This is a genomic window from Herbidospora solisilvae, assembly GCF_009901565.1.
GTDB lineage: Bacteria > Actinomycetota > Actinomycetes > Streptosporangiales > Streptosporangiaceae > Herbidospora > Herbidospora solisilvae.
The window spans coordinates 266,351-281,972 of the sequence record NZ_WXEW01000005.1 but is presented as its reverse complement, the minus strand read 5'-3'; the positions used below and the strand labels follow the sequence as shown (position 1 = coordinate 281,972).

The window sequence follows — 15,622 nt, the reverse complement described above, 5'->3', positions numbered from 1 at the left end:
CGCGTTTTCCCGCAGTTAAACTCACGATGTGCTGGCAATGTAGTCGAGGATCACCGAATAGCTTCCTGTCGGGACAAATGGAATATCCACCTCATAATCATTCGAGAGTGAATCCCCGATTTGCGCCGACGGTCCCGGCTGCCGGTGCACCACGATCGGCGTCGTCGCCGACAGCGGCTCGAACCCGGACGTCTCGGGTGACCGCACCTTCAGCGCGGAGATCGGGATCGAGGCGCCGGTGACCGGCGAGGTCAGCGCGGACGCCGACGACCGCACGGTCACCGTGTAGCCGGTCGGGCTGTTGGTGATGACGTTCATCGTCACGATGCCGTCGCCCCGCTGGGTGGTGTCGGGCGGGCCGGTCAGCGTGAAGCTCGTGGTCAGGTCGGCCACGGCGATGCTCTGGGCGAGCACGGTGATGGTCGTCGAGCAGCGCGGGTCGGCCGAGCCCACCGCACAGTTGGAGCCACGGGTGGGCGACGTGATCGTGGTGGCCAGAGAGCCGTTCCCGGCCGCCGGGTCGATCCGCACCGAGTAGGTGACGGTCGCGGTCGCGCCCTCCGTCAGGTCGCCCGTCCAGATCAGCTCGCCGTCGACGGGCGAGACGAAGCCCGTGGACGCCCAGGCGTCGCCGCCGTAGATCGCCCCTCCGATCGGGTCGGTGTAGGTCGCCCCCGTGTACGGCGTCTGCCCCGTGTTGGCGACCGTCACGGTGTAGGTCACGATGCCACCGGCGACGATGCTCGCCGCGTCGGCCCGCTTGGTGATCGTGAGCTGCGGCGTCAGCACCCGCACGGTCGTCGAGCACGACGGGCCGCCCGGACAGGTCGCGCCTGTCGTCGGCGACACGACCTGCTGGGTGAGCCGGCCGTCGCCCGGATCCGGGTCCTTGATCCGCACCGAGAAGGTGACCGTGGCGACCGCGCCCACGGCCAGGTCGCCGGTCCACGACAACGTCGGCTCGGCGTAGTCGACCACGCCCGAGGTCGCGGTGGCGTCGTCGTCGTAGTCGGCGTCGCTGAGCACGCCGATCAGTGACGTGCTCCAGGTGGCGTCCTGGTAGGGCGCCTCGCCGGTGTTCCTGGCGGTGATCGTGTAGGTCACGACGTCGCCCGGGGTCGCGGTCTCCCGGTCGGCGACCGTGGTCAGGCTCAGTTCCGGGACGAGGACGGTGACCGCGGTCGTGCAGGCCTGGCAGTCGAGGCCCGGGGTCGTCGAGGTGACTTCGCTGGTCAGCGTGCCGCCGTCGCCGCCCGGGTCGATCACGGTGATCGAGGCCGTAGCGGTGACCGACTCGCCGGGGGCCAGCGGGCCGTTCCAGGTGACCGAGTCGTCGAGGTTGAACGTCAGGGTGCCGCTGCTGACCACCGCGTCGTTGTTGTACTGGGCGTTCGCCAGCGCGCCGGCCAGCGACAGCGTGAAGTCGGCCGGTGTGAAGGTGGTGCGGCCGTTGTTGGTCGCCGTCACCGTGTAGCGCACGACGTCTCCCGGCAACGCGACCGTCCGGTCGGCGGCGGTGGCGACGGTGAACACCGCCACCGGCACGTCGGTCTCGCAGCGCGGGTCGGTCCCGCAGTTGCTCCCGACCGTCGGTGAGGTGATCCGGCTCGACAACATCCGGTCGCCCGGGTCGGGGCTGCGGACGGTGACCGAGTAGGTGACCGTCGCCGTCTGGCCGGGGGCCAGCGCGCCCGTCCAGGCGAACTCGCCGGCCGACACGTCGACGGTCCCCCTCGTGGCGCTTCCGTCGCCGTTGTAGACGGCGTCGTCGAGCACCCCCGCCAGCGCGTCGGTGAACGTCGCCGCCGGATAGTTCGTCTGCCCGGTGTTGGCGACCGTGACCGTGTAGGTCACCGTCCCGCCCGGCGTCGTCGATTCCGGGCTCGCCGACTTCACGATCGTCAGCGCCGGGGTGAGCACCTGGACGTTGCTCGTGCACGCCGCGCACGACACCCCTTCGGCGTCCGACGTCACCGTGTTGGCCATGATCTTGTCGCCCGGATCGGGCGACCGCACGGTCATCGTGTACGTCACCGTCGCCGACGCCCCGACCGCCAGGTCCCCGGTCCAGCTCAGCGCCGAGTCGGCGAAGTCCACCGATCCGGTCGTGGCGGCGGCGTCCGCGCCGTACACGGCGTCGTCGAGCGCGCCCTCCAGCGGGTCGTAAACGCTGATTCCCGTGTAGGGCGTCTCGCCGGTGTTGGCGATCGTGATCGTGTACGCCACCACGTCGCCCGGCTGGGCCACCGCACGGTCTGCCGTCTTGGCGATGGTGAGCTGCGGCAGCAGCACGGGCACGTCGATCGCGCACGCCGGGTCGGTGCCGCCCACCGGGCAGTTGGAGCCCGGCGCGGCGGACGTCAGCCGGGTGACGATGCGCCGGTCTCCGGTCGGCGGCGAGTCGACGATGAACACCGCCGACACCGTGACGCTGCCGCCGACGGGAATGTCGCCCGTCCACATCAGGTTGGGACCCTCGACCCACAACGTCCCCGAGGTGACCGTCTGCTCGCCGGTCGGCGTGATGTCGCCGACGAAGCCGCCGGCGGGGATCGTCACACTGATCCCGTAGTAGGGCGTCTGCCCGGTGTTGGTGAACACGGTGGTGAGCTGCATAGTCTGCCCCGGCTTGACGCTGGCGGCGCTGGAAGACGCGGCGATCCGCAGCTCCGACACGGTGACCGTGGCCGAGCAGCGCGGGTCGGTGCCCCCGGCCGGGCAGTTGTCTCCCGGCGAGGGGGAGGTGAGCGTACCGGTGAGCAGGTCGTCGCCCGAACCGCCCGCCGGATTGACCGTCACCGAGTAGGTGACGGTCACCGTGCCCCCGGCCGGGACGTTCCCCGTCCAGGTCACGTTCGGCGAGGTGAAATCGGCGGTGCCCGACGTCGCGGCCAGGTCGCCGTTGTACGACGCGTCGTCCAGCACTTCCGTCAGCGGGTCGGTGAAGGTCGCCCCCACATAGGTCGTGGCGGCGGTGTTGGCCACGGTGATCGTGTACGTCACGACCCCGCCCCGCACCACCGACGACGGGTCGGCCGTCTTGGTGAAGGTGAGATCGGTGGCGTCGGTGACCACCACGGTGACCGCGCACGGCGGATCGGCCGCTCCCGCCGGGCAGTTGGCGCCCTGTGCGGCCGAGGTGGTCACCGCGGTCAGCCGCTTGTCGCCCAGGTCGGGGTTGTCGACGACCGCCGTGAAGGTGATCGTCGTACTGGCGCCGACGGCGAGGTCCCCGGTCCAGGTGAGCGTGGGCGCCGTGTAGGCGACCGACCCCGACGTGGCGACGGCGTCACCGCCGTACGCGGCGTCGTCGAGCAGCCCCGCCAGGTCGGTGAGCGCGGTGGTGCCCGTGTAGGACGTCTGGCCGGTGTTGGTGATCGTCGTGGTGAAGGTGACGGTGTCGCCCGGAACGGCGGTCTGCCGGTCGGCCGAGGTCGCCACGGTCAGCGCCGGAGTCAGCACGACCACCCGCGACGTGCAGGCCGAGACGCACGTGCTGCCCGGCTCGGCCGAGGTCACCGCGTTGATGAGCTGCTTGTCGCCCGGGTCGGGGTCGCGCACGGTCACGCTGTAGGTCACGATCGCGGTGGCGCCGACGGCGAGGTCGCCCGTCCAGTGCAGTTGCGGCGTGACGAAGACGGCTGTGCCCGCGGTGGCCGACGCGTCGCCGTTGTAGACGGCGTCGTCGAGCAGGCCGGTCAGGTCGTTGGAGACGGTGATCGCGGTGTAGGGCGTCTGGCCGCTGTTGGTGATCGTCGTCGTGTACTGGACGACGCCTCCGGGCACCTGGGTGGTGGTGTCGGGCGTGGTGGTGATCGTCAGGGCCGGGATCAGCACGTCGATCCGCGCGGTGCAGGCCGGATTCGTGCCGCCGGTCGGGCAGGAGCTGCCCGGCGCGTCGGAGACGAGCGTACCCCGCATGATCTTGTTACCGGTGTCGGGGTTCTTCACGGTCAGCGTCCCGGTGACGGTCACCGTGCCGCCGACGGGGATGTCGCCCGTCCAGTTGATGCCGGTCGGCCCCAGCACGAGGTTCCCCGAGCTGGCCACCTGGTCGCCGTTCGGAACGGCGTCGTCGATCACGTCCAGGCTGGATGCCGACACGGTGAGGCCCGTGTAGGGCGTCTGGCCCGTGTTGGTGAAGGTGGCATTCAGGCGGATGACCGAGCCCGGAGTGGTGCTCGTCTCGGTGTAGGCCTGGCTCAGCGCGAGCCGGGACAGGCGTACCGTCGACGAGCAGCCGGTCGGGCAGGTCGACCCGGGATCGGTCGAGACGACTGTGCCGGTGATCAGCCCGTCGCCGGGGTCGGGGTCGCGGACCGTCACCGAATAGGTGATCGTCGTGGTCGCGCCGACCGCGAGGTCGCCCGTCCAGGTCAGGTTCGGCGCGGTGTACGACACCGTTCCCGACGTGGCGGCGGCGTCTCCGTTGAAGACGGCGTCGTCGAGGAGCTGGGCCAGCTGGTCGGTCAGGCTCGCCCCGGTGTAGGGCGTCTGGCCGGTGTTCTCGGCCGTGATCGTGTAGCGGATCACGTCGCCCTGGACGGCGGTGGTCCGGTCGGCCTGCCGGGTGATCGACAGGCCGGGCACGAGCACATTCACCACGGCGGTGCAGTTCGGGTTCGACGACCCCTGCGGGCAGGTGCTGCCCAGCGTCGGCGACACCACTGTGTTGATCATGAGGCGGTCACCGGGGTCGGGGTTCTTCACGGTCACCGTGTAGGTGACCGTCGCCGTGGCCCCCACCGCGAGGTCGCCCGTCCACGACAGCGCCGGGGCGTTGTAGGAGACCGTGCCGGCGGTGGCCGCGGCGTCGCCGTTGTAGACGGCATCGCTGAGCACGCCCGCCAGCGACTCGGTGAAGGTCGCGCCCTGGTAGGGCGTCTGGCCGGTGTTGGCGGCGGTGATCGTGTAGGTGACCGTGTCGCCGGGTGTGACGGTCGGGGAGCTCGCGGTCTTCGTCAGGGTGAGCTGCGGTTGCAGGATCGGCACGGAGGTCGTACACGACACGCAGTTCAGGCCGGCCGTCGTGGAGGTGACGTTGCTGGTCAGCGTGCCCGTGGCGGGGTTGTTCACGGTGACCGACGCGGTGGCGGTCACCGACTGGCCGGGCGCGAGCGGGCCGGTCCAGGTGATCGTCCCGTTCGGGTTCAGCGTCAGGTTGCCCGAGGTGGCGGTGGCGTCGTTGGCGTAGGTCGCGTCTCCTGCCAGCGCGAGCGTGAAGTTCGCCGCCGGATAGGTCGTCTGCCCGGTGTTGGTGGCGGTCACCGTGTAGCGCACCACGCCGGTGGGCGTCGTGCTCGACACGTCGGTGGCGGTGGTGACGGTGAGCCGCGGCACCAGCGTCGTGACGCTGCTCGTGCACGGGCAGTTGTTCCCCGGGCTGGCCGAGGTCACCGTGTTGGTCAGCGAGCGGTCACCGGAGTCGGGGTCGCGGACCGTCACCGAGTAGGTGATGGTGGCCGACGCGCCCGCGGGCAGGTTGCCCGACCACGACAACGTCGGTGCACCGTAGGTCACGGTGCCCGAGGTCGCCGCCGCGTCGTTGTTGTACGTCGCGTCGTCGAGCACTCCGGCGAGCGCGTCGGAGAACGTGGCCGGGGAGTACGCCGTCTTCCCCGTGTTGGTGACCGTGACCGTGTAGTTCACGGTCGCCCCCGGCGTGGGATTCGCCGTGTCGGCGGTCTTGCTGATCACGAGCGCCTGCAGCGTGACCGTCGACCGGCAGCGGCTGTCACCGCTCGACACCGCGCAGTTGGTGCCCGAGGTGGGCGAGGAGACCGTGTCGGTCAGGATGCCGTTCCCGCCCGTCCCGACGGTCACCGAGTAGGTGATCGTCGCGGTCCCCCCGGCGGCCAGGTCGCCGGTCCAGGTGACGTTCTGCCCGGCGAACGACGCGGTCCCGAGCGTGGCGGCGAGGTCGCCGTTGTAGGCGGCGTCGTCGAGCACGTCGGCCAGCGGGTCGCTCAGGGTGACCCCCGTGAAGGCCGACGGGCCGGTGTTCGCCACGGTGATCGTGTACGAGACGGTGGACCCCGGCACCGCGGCCGACTGGTTGGCCGACTTGGTGATGACCAGCGGCCCGGCTCCCACCGTGATCGACCCCGACCTGGTGTCGCTCTGCCCGTTCGCGTCGGTGACCCTCACCGTGAAGGCGAAGGTCCCCTGCGACGTCGGGGTGCCCGAGATCAGGCCCGTCGTGGTGTTCAGCGTCAGCCCCGGCGGCAGCGTGCCCGAGACGAGCGAGTAGGTGTAGGGGCCGGTGCCGCCCGACACCGACAGCGGGAGGTTGTAGGCCACGGCCACCTGCGCGGCCGGTGGCGACGGGATGGTCAGGACGGGAGGCGGCACGATCGTCACCGTCGCCGCCCGGGTGTCGCTCTGCCCGCTCGCGTCGACGATCCTGACGGTGAAGCTGTAGGTGCCCGCCGACGTCGGCGTGCCCGACAGCAGGCCGGTCGACGGGTTGAGCGTCACCCCCGGCGGCAACGATCCGGCGCTTACCGACCAGGTGATCGGCGCGGTGCCGCCTGTCATCGTCAGCGGCACGCTGTAGGCGACGTTCACCTGCCCGCCCGGCGGCGGCCCGAAGGTGAGCTGCGGGTTGGCGTTCGGCGTCACGGTCGTGGACACCGTCGACGGCAACCCCGTGCCCGCCGCGTTCACCGCCGCGACCGTGAAGGTGTACGACGCCCCCGCCGTCAGCCCGGTCACGGTCTGCGTGGTCGCGGTGGACGGATAGGAGACCGGCGTCTGCGCCACCCCGTTGAGATAGGGCGTGACGACGTAGCCGGTGATAGCGCTGCCGCCGTTGGACGCGGGAGGAGACCAGGTCAGCGTGGCCGACAGGTCTCCCGCCGTCGCGGAGGTGATCGTCGGCCGCCCCGGAACGGTGTAGGGCACCACCGTGTTCGACTGCGGGCTGGCCGTTCCGGTCCCGATGGCGTTCACGGCCGCGACGGTGAAGGTGTAGGAGGCGCCGGCCGTCAGGCCGGTGAGCGTCTGCGTCGTCGCGGTGGACGGATAGGAGATCGGCGTCTGCGCGACGCCGTTCAGATAGGGCGTGACGACGTAGCCCGTGATCGGGCTGCCGTTCGGAGAGGGCGCCGTCCACGTCACGGTCGCGCTGGTCGCGCCCGCCGTCGCGGTGGGCGCGGCCGGCGTGCCGGGCGCGGAGGTGTAGGTGTAGGCGGCGGCCCCGGCCACGCCCTGGGTCACCACCGTCACGGTCACGGCCGCCGCGGAGGAACGCGACGGCATCGACGGGATCGTCAGCGTGCCGTTGGCGTTCGCGACGAAGCAGTTCGTGGTGATCACGCTGGAGCACGGCAGCAGCACGACCGGCGTGCCGGCCTGTTGCTCGGCGGTGGTGCCGATCTCGATGGCGGTCGCGCCGCCCAGGTTCGACCCGCTCACGGTCACGGTCCCGCCGCCCGCGATGGTGCCGCTGGTGGTCGACAGGCTGATGCCCGACGGCGCCGCCGGGATCGTGCCCGCCGTGGTGGTGGTCGCGATGCCCGGGTTGCCGTCGTTGGAGGAGACCGTCACCGTCGAACCGTTCTGGACGGTCGACGGCGTCACCGAGTTTCCGGTGACGATGCCGACGACGGTGATCGGCGGCAGGGTCGTGCCGCTGGCGAACGGAGTGCCGGAGTTGGTACAAGTGATCTTCTGGCCGGACGGCGCCCCGCAGACCCAGCCGTTGCCGAACGCGCCGACCGGAACCACGCCGGCCGGGAGCGTCTCGGTCACCGAGACCGGCAGCGTCTCCGCCGCGCCCGTCGCCGACACCGAGGGCGAGACCGTGTAGGTCACCGGATCGCCGGGTTTGGGCGCCGTCCCGTTGTAGCTGGTCTGCGTCACGTTCAGGTCGGGCACCGGATTGAGGCTGTTCACCACGACGTTGTCGATCTCGTGGAAGTCGGTGATGCTGCCGGTGGAGGCGACCCAGCCGAACGCCAACTGCCGGGGAATGCCGGCCGGGGTCGTCCACGTGGACGACGGATAGAGGGTGGGCGGGACCGTGGGAAGCGTGCCCGTCAGGGTGCGTACGGTGCCGCCGACCGGAGCGAAGGACACCAGGTAGCTGTCCGCCGCGACCGTCAGGCCGGAGTTGGTGGTCAGCGCTGTCGACGTCGGGTTGATCGCGATCTCGACCGGCACCGTGGAGGACGGCCGCGTGGGGCCACGCAGCCTCAGCGCCGCAGAACTGGTCGAGGTGGCCGTGCTGTTCAGAGCGCAGTAGCCGACGGTGCCGGTGCCGGGCCCGCGCACCACGACCTGACCCGGGACGGTGCCGGTGGTCGAGATGTAGGCCGGGTTCGTGCAACCGCTGCCCTGGTAGGCGGAGTTGCTGAAGTTGCCGTACACGTCGAACCCGATGCCGAGATAGGCGTTGGCCAGACCCACCCCCGACGAGAACGACGTGTAGCCCAGCGCGCCGCCCGACCGGCCGATGTTGGCCGGTGGCAGCGGGTTGGCCGGATCGACCGCCGCGGCGACGAACGCCAGGCCGTCGGCTCCGCCGCCGCCGTACTGGTGCATGTTGAACGTCACGTGGAGGCCCTGCGAGGTGGGCACCGACGTGGCGCCGAAGAGCCCGCCCTGCTGGTTGGTGACCGCGCTCGTCAGCCGCAGCACACCTGAACCGTTGGTGTCGGTCGAGGTGGTGCAACTCCGCAGCCCGGTCCCGGTGGTGTTCCCGGCCGCCGACAGGCACGCGGCGTTCGTACCGCTGGAACCCGCCGGCAGCGCCGGGATCGACACCGGATAGGCCGGGTCGATCGTGTTGTTCTGGAACGGCTGCACGAACAGGATCGACCCGGCGGCGTGCGACACCGACGTGGGGATGTGGACGGCCGTCGCGACAAGGACGACGGCGAGCACCCGCTTAAACACGGCTGCGACTCCCCGCCAGCTCACGCGCGGCCGACTCGACCCGGCGCCGGTACCGGTGCCGGACGACGACCCAGATCAGCACGCCGCCCATCACGACGGCGACGAGAGCGACGACCAGGTGCAGCGGGAAGACGACCACCTGGACCGTCCGGGTGTTCCCCCCGGGGACCGCCACGGTCACGTCGCAGAAGCAGACGAGCGGCGGGTCCCAGGTGGCCGCCACCTCGCGGGTGGCACCCCGCACGACCGTGAAGTCGGGGAACGGCAGCTCCGATCCGCCGGCCTGGATTTTGAGACGCTCCAGCCCCCGGAAGTCCCGGTGCGCCGTGCCGGTGCTGCGGATCCGCGCGGTGATCGGCACCGGCCCGCCGAGCACGAACCCCGGCGCCTGGAGGTCGGCGACCTCGGCCGACCTGTCGATCGCCCCGGGCACGGTGACGAACACCGGCGCGGCGATGCCCCGGTTGATCCGGATGTTCGCCGTGGTCTTCGCCGCCGGAACCTTGAAGATGACCGCGAACTGGTGGTCGCCGGGCTCCGGGCTCTCCGGCACGACCACCCGCAGCGTCACCGGCCGGGTCTCCCCCGGCGGCACCGTCACCTGGGCCGGCTCCACCTCGGCCCAGGCCGCCGCCGCGTGGGGCGCGCCCGGCTGGAATCGCATCGCTCCCGACTCACCGGCGACGAAGTCGGATTTCTCGACGGTGACCTGGAACGTCTCCCGGCCCTTGTTGGTCACGTCGAACCGGTGCTCGGAGGTCCCCGCCGCCGGGACGACCAGCCGGGTCGGCGTGACCTGCATCGAGAAGGCGGGCTCGGGTTCGGCCGCCCGAACCGGTGTGCCTTGGGTCAAGAAAAGACACAACACGACGAGGAATCCCGCCGTGCCGCCCCGAACCGAATTGACCATCCGCAATGCCCCCCATAGCGATCAATTCGAGAAGGTAGTCAATCGACCGCCAAGAGCACTGCTCTAGATCGTCCGTGGATTCCTACTCTCCATTCATGGTTTTCGGCGGGGTGGTATTCCGTAAAGCTTCCCCCGATGCGCCTTACTTCCCCCAATTGGGTATATGGGCCGGAGGGCAGTGATATACGGGGGAGAAATGAGAAAAAGCATCGCCGCGCTGGCGGGACTGATGTTCGCGGCCGTCACGCCGGCAGCCGCGCTGGCGACGGAGGGTCCGGGCTCGACAGGGGTCTCGATCAGGGTGCTGCCCCCCGACGGAACCACGGATCCCGTGGACCCCCCGGCCGAGCCGGACGGGCACCGGGGAAAGCCGGTGAACCATCACGTCGACGGCATTCAGGGCAATGTGGACGGCCTGAACTTCGAGACCGGATCAGACAACTCGGACATCAACCGCAATTACGGGGTGAACGGCGATTCCGGCGCACAGCGCGATTCCGGCGTTCACGGGGATTCGCGGGCCGAGCGTGATTCCGGTGTCCACGGTGATTCGCAGGCCGACCGCGATTCCGCCGTCACCGGGGCCAAGCCCGAGGAGTTGCCCTTCACCGGGATGAACGGCGACGCCCTCCTGGTCCTCGCCCTCGCGGGCGCGGTCGCGTCGCTGGAGGGCGCCGCGCTGATCGTGCTGACCCGTCGCCGGTTCAGACGCTCACCTTGACCTCGTAGTCCTTCAGCCAGGCGTCGAGCTGGAGCAGCCGCTCCAGCGGCGGCCTCGGCAGGGGCCGGCCGTCGGACCGGCTCACCAGCCTGCGGGCGTCGACGAGGTCCATGATCTCCTGGCTCGGCAGGTAGTCGCCGCGCAGCAGCTCGCGCGCGGCGTCGCGGAGCGCGACCCCGTAGGTCGGGTCCTGCGTCGAGGGGTAGGGCGACTTGACCCGGCGCAGGATCGAGTCGGGCAGGATGTCGGCGCAGGCCGCGCGGAGCAGGCTCTTCTCCCGGCCGTCGAACGTCTTCATCGCCCAGGGCGCGTTGAAGACGTAGGTGACGAGGCGGTGGTCGCAGAAGGGCACGCGGACCTCCAGCCCGACGGCCATGCTCATGCGGTCCTTGCGGTCGAGCAGCATCTGCACGAACCGGGTCAGGTTGAAGTAGCTGATCTCCCGCATCCGCGCCTGCAGCCCGGTCTCGCCGGGAACGCGCGGCACCTCGGCCATCGCGTCGTGGTAGCTGTCGGCCTGGTAGCCGGGGATGTCGAGCATCCGCAGCAGGTCCTGGTCGACCAGGTCCAGGTTCAGCTGGCCCACGACGTCGCCGACGGCCAGCCACGGGAAGGTGTCGGCGTTGACGGCCTTCGGGTCGTGGAACCACTGGTAGCCGCCGAACACCTCGTCGGCCGACTCACCCGACAGGGCCACCGTGGAGTGGCTGCGGATCGCGCGGAACAGCAGGTAGAGCGAGGTGTCCATGTCGCCCATGCCGACCGGCAGGTCACGTGCGCGCAGCACCGCCGCCCGGACGGCCGGGTCGATCAGGTCGGCCGAGTCGAGCACGATGTCGGTGTGGTCCGACCCGACGTGCCGCACCAGGTCGTGGGCGTAGGGCCCGTCGGGTGTCGAGCGGGCGGCGTCGGGCTTGAAGTTCTCGGTGTAGCCGGTGAAGTCGACCGAGAACGACCGGACCCTGCCGAGCCCCTGCGCCTTCAGGTCGTGCGCGGCCAGCGCGGTCACCGCGCTGGAGTCGAGCCCGCCCGACAGCAGCGTGCACAGCGGCACGTCGCTGATGAGCTGGCGGGCGATGATGTCGTCGAGCAGCCCGCGCACGTTCAGCACCGTGGCCGGGATGTCGTCGGTGTGCTCGTACGACGTGAGCCGCCAGTACCGGCGCTTGGTGACGCCCTCCCGGCGGATCTTGACGATCTGGCCGGGGCGGACCTCGTACATGCCCTTGAAGATCGCCACCTCGGGCGTCTTCACGAACGCGAGCATCTCGCGCAGCCCGTCGGCGTCGACGACCCGCTCGGCCATCGGGTTGGCCAGGATCGCCTTCGGCTCCGATCCGAACAGCACCCCGTCGTGGGTCGGGTAGTAGTAGAGCGGCTTGATCCCCATCCGGTCGCGGACCAGGATCAGCTCCTCCTTCCGGGTGTCCCAGACGGCGAACGCGAACATGCCGTTCAGGTGTTCGGCGAGGTCCTCGCCCCACTCCAGGTAGGCGTGGAGCACGACTTCGGTGTCGCTGTACGTCCGGAACGAGTGCCCCCGCGAGACCAGCTCGTCGCGGAGCTCCTGGAAGTTGTAGACCTCACCGCTGTAGGTGAGCACCGCCAGGTCGCGCCCGTCGGCCTCGGCGATCATCGGCTGCCGTCCTCCGGCGAGGTCGATGATGGCGAGGCGCCGGTGCCCGATCGCGGCGTGCGGAGAGAGCCAGAGCCCCTCGTCGTCGGGCCCCCGGCAGCTCATCGTGTCGGTCATGGCCTGCGCGATCTCCCGTGCTCCCGTCAGATCGCGCTCGTAGTCCACCCAGCCGGTGATTCCACACATGCTCCCGATCCCCCCATCGCTCGCACACCTGGGCCAACCTCCGATCGGGTGGCCGGTATGCCCGGATAAAAAATTTTTGGAGACCCGATGTCGAAACCACGGCAACCCGGACGACGCGTTGACGGAAGACCAAGAATCCGAAGGAGACACCAAAAATGGGCAAGGTCATCACCGGCGGCACGATGTCCCTCGACGGCTTCATCGCCGGCCCGGGCGACAGCGGCTTCGACCTGCTGTTCCAGTGGTACGGCAACGGCGACGTCGAGGTCGTCGGCGCCAGCCCGAACGTTCCGCCGCTGCGCCTGTCGCGCGCCAGCGCCGACCTGATGGCCGAGGAGCACGGCGGCATCGGCGCCCTGGTCGTCGGCCGTCACCTCTACGACATGACCGACGCGTGGGGCGGCATGCACCCGATGGGCGTCCCGGTGGTCGTGCTGACGCACCGCGTCCCGGAGGAGCGGCCGAACTTCGTGTTCGTCGACGAGGGCATCGAGGCGGCCGTGGCGAAGGCGAAGGAGCTCGCGGGCGGCAAGGACGTCGTGGTCAACGGCGGCCAGATGGCCCGCCAGGCGCTGGAGGCGGGGCTGCTGGACGAGGTCGGCGTGGAGCTCGTGCCGGTGCTGCTCGGCGGCGGCACCCCGCTGTTCGCCGACCTCGGCATCGCGCCGGTCCAGTTCGAGGGACCGGTCAGGGTGGTCGAGGGCACCGGCGTCACGCACCTGCGCTACCGCGTGCGCCGATCCGGTGACGGCGCCCCCGCCTAGAGACCCGGTTTGCGTACTCTGTAGGGCATGGCACGGCTGGGCACTCTCGAGAGCTCGATCATGGACGCCCTGTGGGAACACCCCGACGGGGTCTTCGCCCACGACCTGGCGGCGGAATTGCCGTCGCAACCGGCGACCACCACGGTCCTGACCGTGCTGGTGCGGCTGACCCGCAAGGGCCTGGTGTCCCGTGAGCGGGTCGGCCGCGCCCACCTCTACCGGGCCGCCGTCGACAAGGACGCCGTCGTCGCCGAGGCGATGCGGGCCGCCCTCGACGAGGCGGGCGACCTCGAAGGGGCCGTGCAGCGGTTCGTCGGCACGGTCTCCCCCGAGGTCGCCGCGGCGCTACGCGAGGCCCTCGACGCGAGGGACTCCCGATGACCCCGTGGTTACTGTCGGCCCTGGTCGCGCTGCTGCCGATGAGCTTCGCGTCGCGGCTGGCGAAGGCCGAATGGACGTGGCGGCACCCCCGTGCGGCGCTGGCGCTCTGGCAGGCCGTCGCCCTGTCGGCCGGGCTCGGCGTGATCACCGCCGGGCTGGTGGCGGCGGTCGCCCCGCTCGACGCCGTCTTCCCGCACGGCATGCACACCTTCGTCCGCCAGCTGGCGTGGGGGCACGGCTTCCACGGCCTGGGCTGGGCCGAGTTCGCCGCGCTGGCCTGGTCGGCCGGGGTGCTGGTCTGGCTGACGGCCCACACGGCGAGGGCGGCCGTGGTCGCACTGGCCGAACGCCGCCGCCAGCGGCTGCTGGTCGACGTGGCGGCGGAGCACCTCCCCGATTCCGACGTGTACGTCCTCCCGAGCGCCCGCCGCCTCGCCTACTGCGTGCCGGGAGCGGGCGGCCGGGTGGTGCTCAGCCAGGGGGCCATCGACTCGTTGTCGACGGCCGAGCTCCAGGCCGTGCTGAGACACGAACGCGCCCACGCGAAGGGCCGCCACGATCTGGTGCTGCTGCCGTTCGTGGCGCTGGCCAAGGCGTTCGCCTGGTTGCCGTTCGCCCGCACCGCCCGGCAGGCCGTGGCGGTGCTGCTGGAGATGATCGCCGACGACCACGCCCGCGACCCGATCCCGCTGGCCCGCGCCCTGGTCGCGATGACGGCCCCGGCCCCCGCCGGCGGGCTGGGCGTCGCCGACGCCGGGGTGGTCGAGCGGGTCCGCCGCCTGCTGGCCCGGGGCCGTCAGGCGGTGTGGTGGGTGTCGGTGCTGGTCTACTCGTCGGCGCTGCTCGTGCTCAGCGGGCCGGTGGCGGTGCTGGTCGCGCCGTGGCTGGTGTGGGACTGCCACCCGTCGGCCGACCTGCTCACATGCGTACCAGACTCCAGAACCTGAGCAGGATCAGGGCGATGATCAGCAGGTACCACGCCGTCACCATCAGGATCCGGTAGGGGCTGCGCGACCAGCCGTAGACGAACATCGGGATCATGACCGCCCAGACGACCATGCAGTAGGGGCAGAGCGCGCCGATGACGTACAGGCTCTGGTAGATGAGCCAGTGCACGAACAGCAGCCCGAGCAGCAACCCGCCGCGCACCGACCAGCCGAACCACGACGGCAGTTCCGCGCCGGTCAGCAGCACCGTCCCGACGCACGCCACGACGGCGAACCCGGCGATCCCGAGCAGCGGGTTCGGGAAGCCGAACACCTCGGCCTGTGCCGTCTTCATGATCGAGCCACACGACAGCAGCGGGTTGATGCTGCACGTCGGGACGTACGACGGGTCCTTCAGCAGCGCGATCTTCTCGACCGTCAGGACGAACGCGGCGACCAGCCCGATCAGGCCGCCGCCCAGCAACCACCTCGCGGTGGCCCGGTCAACCGGCCAGGGCCGCATCGAGCGCCGCCTCGAACGCCTCAGCCGACTCCGGCTGGATCTTCTGCTCGTTGAGGAAGAAGGTCGGCGTGCCGCTCACGCCCAAGGCCTCGCCGTCGGACTGGTCCTTGCGGATGCGCGCCAGCGTGGCGGGGTCGGCGTAGGCCTTGTCCCAGGCGGCCAGGTCGAGCTTGAGCTCCTCGGCGAAGGTCCGGAACAGCGGGTCGGCCGGCACCCGCTTCTCGCCCCACTGCTGCTGGGTCTCGAACATGCGCTTGTACATGTCCTCGAACCGCCCCTGCTGGGCGGCGGCCTCGACCGCGCGGGCGGCGCGTTCGGCGTTGAAGTGGCTGGGGATCGGGAAGTAGCGCGCCACGAACGTGACCCGTCCCTCGTACTTCTTCCGCAGTTCCTCCACGACCGGGAAGTAGGCCCGGCACGCCTCACACTCGAAGTCGAGGAACTCGACCAGCGTCACCTTCCCGTCGGCCGCCTTCGACAACACGTGGCTGTCCTCCCGGACGTGACTCCCGTCGGCCGAGGCGGTCTGGACCCGGTCGAACACCAGGAGCCCGGCGATGACCACGACGAACAGCCCGACCACACCCACCGAGACCAGCCGCGCCCGGCGCTGGGCGGCGGCCCGCCGGTCCTTCTCCCGCATCGCCGCGACCTTGGTACGGACATTCCCCATGGCC

The 15,622-nt window shown here is 70.7% G+C and carries 9 protein-coding genes; 4 read left to right on the top strand and 5 right to left on the bottom strand.

The features are described 5' to 3' along the window. Positions 1-21: 21 nt before the first annotated feature. Both GT755_RS18175 and GT755_RS18170 read right to left on the bottom strand, forming a co-directional pair. Positions 22-8,898 (bottom strand): DUF7927 domain-containing protein, encoded by an 8,877-nt coding sequence (locus tag GT755_RS18175; protein WP_161480884.1) that lies wholly within the window; start codon positions 8,896-8,898, stop codon positions 22-24. Beyond that, complete coding sequence (locus GT755_RS18170; protein WP_161480883.1) at positions 8,891-9,751, bottom strand: COG1361 family protein; 861 nt, start codon at positions 9,749-9,751, stop codon at positions 8,891-8,893. The genes GT755_RS18175 and GT755_RS18170 overlap by 8 nt, the downstream gene beginning before the upstream one ends. A 253-nt stretch (positions 9,752-10,004) precedes the next feature. On the opposite strand from GT755_RS18170, the gene GT755_RS18165 reads away from it, so the two are divergent. Further along, positions 10,005-10,529 carry a hypothetical protein gene (locus GT755_RS18165; protein ID WP_161480882.1) on the top strand — a complete coding sequence of 175 codons (525 nt, stop codon included), beginning with the start codon at positions 10,005-10,007 and terminating at the stop codon, positions 10,527-10,529. Here the strand turns inward: GT755_RS18165 and asnB are convergent. Further along, a complete protein-coding gene (asnB, locus tag GT755_RS18160) occupies positions 10,513-12,351 on the bottom strand; it encodes an asparagine synthase (glutamine-hydrolyzing) (RefSeq protein WP_161480881.1) in 1,839 nt (612 codons plus the stop codon). The genes GT755_RS18165 and asnB overlap by 17 nt on opposite strands. A gap of 155 nt (positions 12,352-12,506) precedes the next feature. Between asnB and GT755_RS18155 the strand changes: the two genes are divergently transcribed. From GT755_RS18155 to GT755_RS18145, 3 genes are read left to right on the top strand one after another with little or no spacing between them, the layout of a single operon-like run. Next, the gene (locus GT755_RS18155; RefSeq protein ID WP_161480880.1) at positions 12,507-13,115 is read left to right on the top strand and encodes a dihydrofolate reductase family protein; all 609 of its coding nucleotides are present in this window, start codon (positions 12,507-12,509) and stop codon (positions 13,113-13,115) included. Positions 13,116-13,142: 27 nt separating this feature from the next. Further along, positions 13,143-13,496 (top strand): BlaI/MecI/CopY family transcriptional regulator, encoded by a 354-nt coding sequence (locus GT755_RS18150; RefSeq protein WP_161480879.1) that lies wholly within the window; start codon positions 13,143-13,145, stop codon positions 13,494-13,496. Next, positions 13,493-14,443 carry a M56 family metallopeptidase gene (locus tag GT755_RS18145; protein ID WP_161480878.1) on the top strand — a complete coding sequence of 317 codons (951 nt, stop codon included), beginning with the start codon at positions 13,493-13,495 and terminating at the stop codon, positions 14,441-14,443. Before GT755_RS18150 ends, GT755_RS18145 begins: the two co-directional genes overlap by 4 nt. Here the strand turns inward: GT755_RS18145 and GT755_RS18140 are convergent. Together GT755_RS18140 and GT755_RS18135 are read right to left on the bottom strand one after the other, a co-directional pair. Beyond that, positions 14,415-14,945, bottom strand: coding sequence for a vitamin K epoxide reductase family protein (locus GT755_RS18140; RefSeq protein ID WP_161480877.1), 531 nt, complete (start codon positions 14,943-14,945; stop codon positions 14,415-14,417). The two genes, GT755_RS18145 and GT755_RS18140, sit on opposite strands and share 29 nt — an antisense overlap. Continuing rightward, the gene (locus GT755_RS18135) at positions 14,926-15,618 is read right to left on the bottom strand and encodes a DsbA family protein (RefSeq protein ID WP_202610186.1); all 693 of its coding nucleotides are present in this window, start codon (positions 15,616-15,618) and stop codon (positions 14,926-14,928) included. The genes GT755_RS18140 and GT755_RS18135 overlap by 20 nt, the downstream gene beginning before the upstream one ends. Positions 15,619-15,622: the final 4 nt, after the last annotated feature.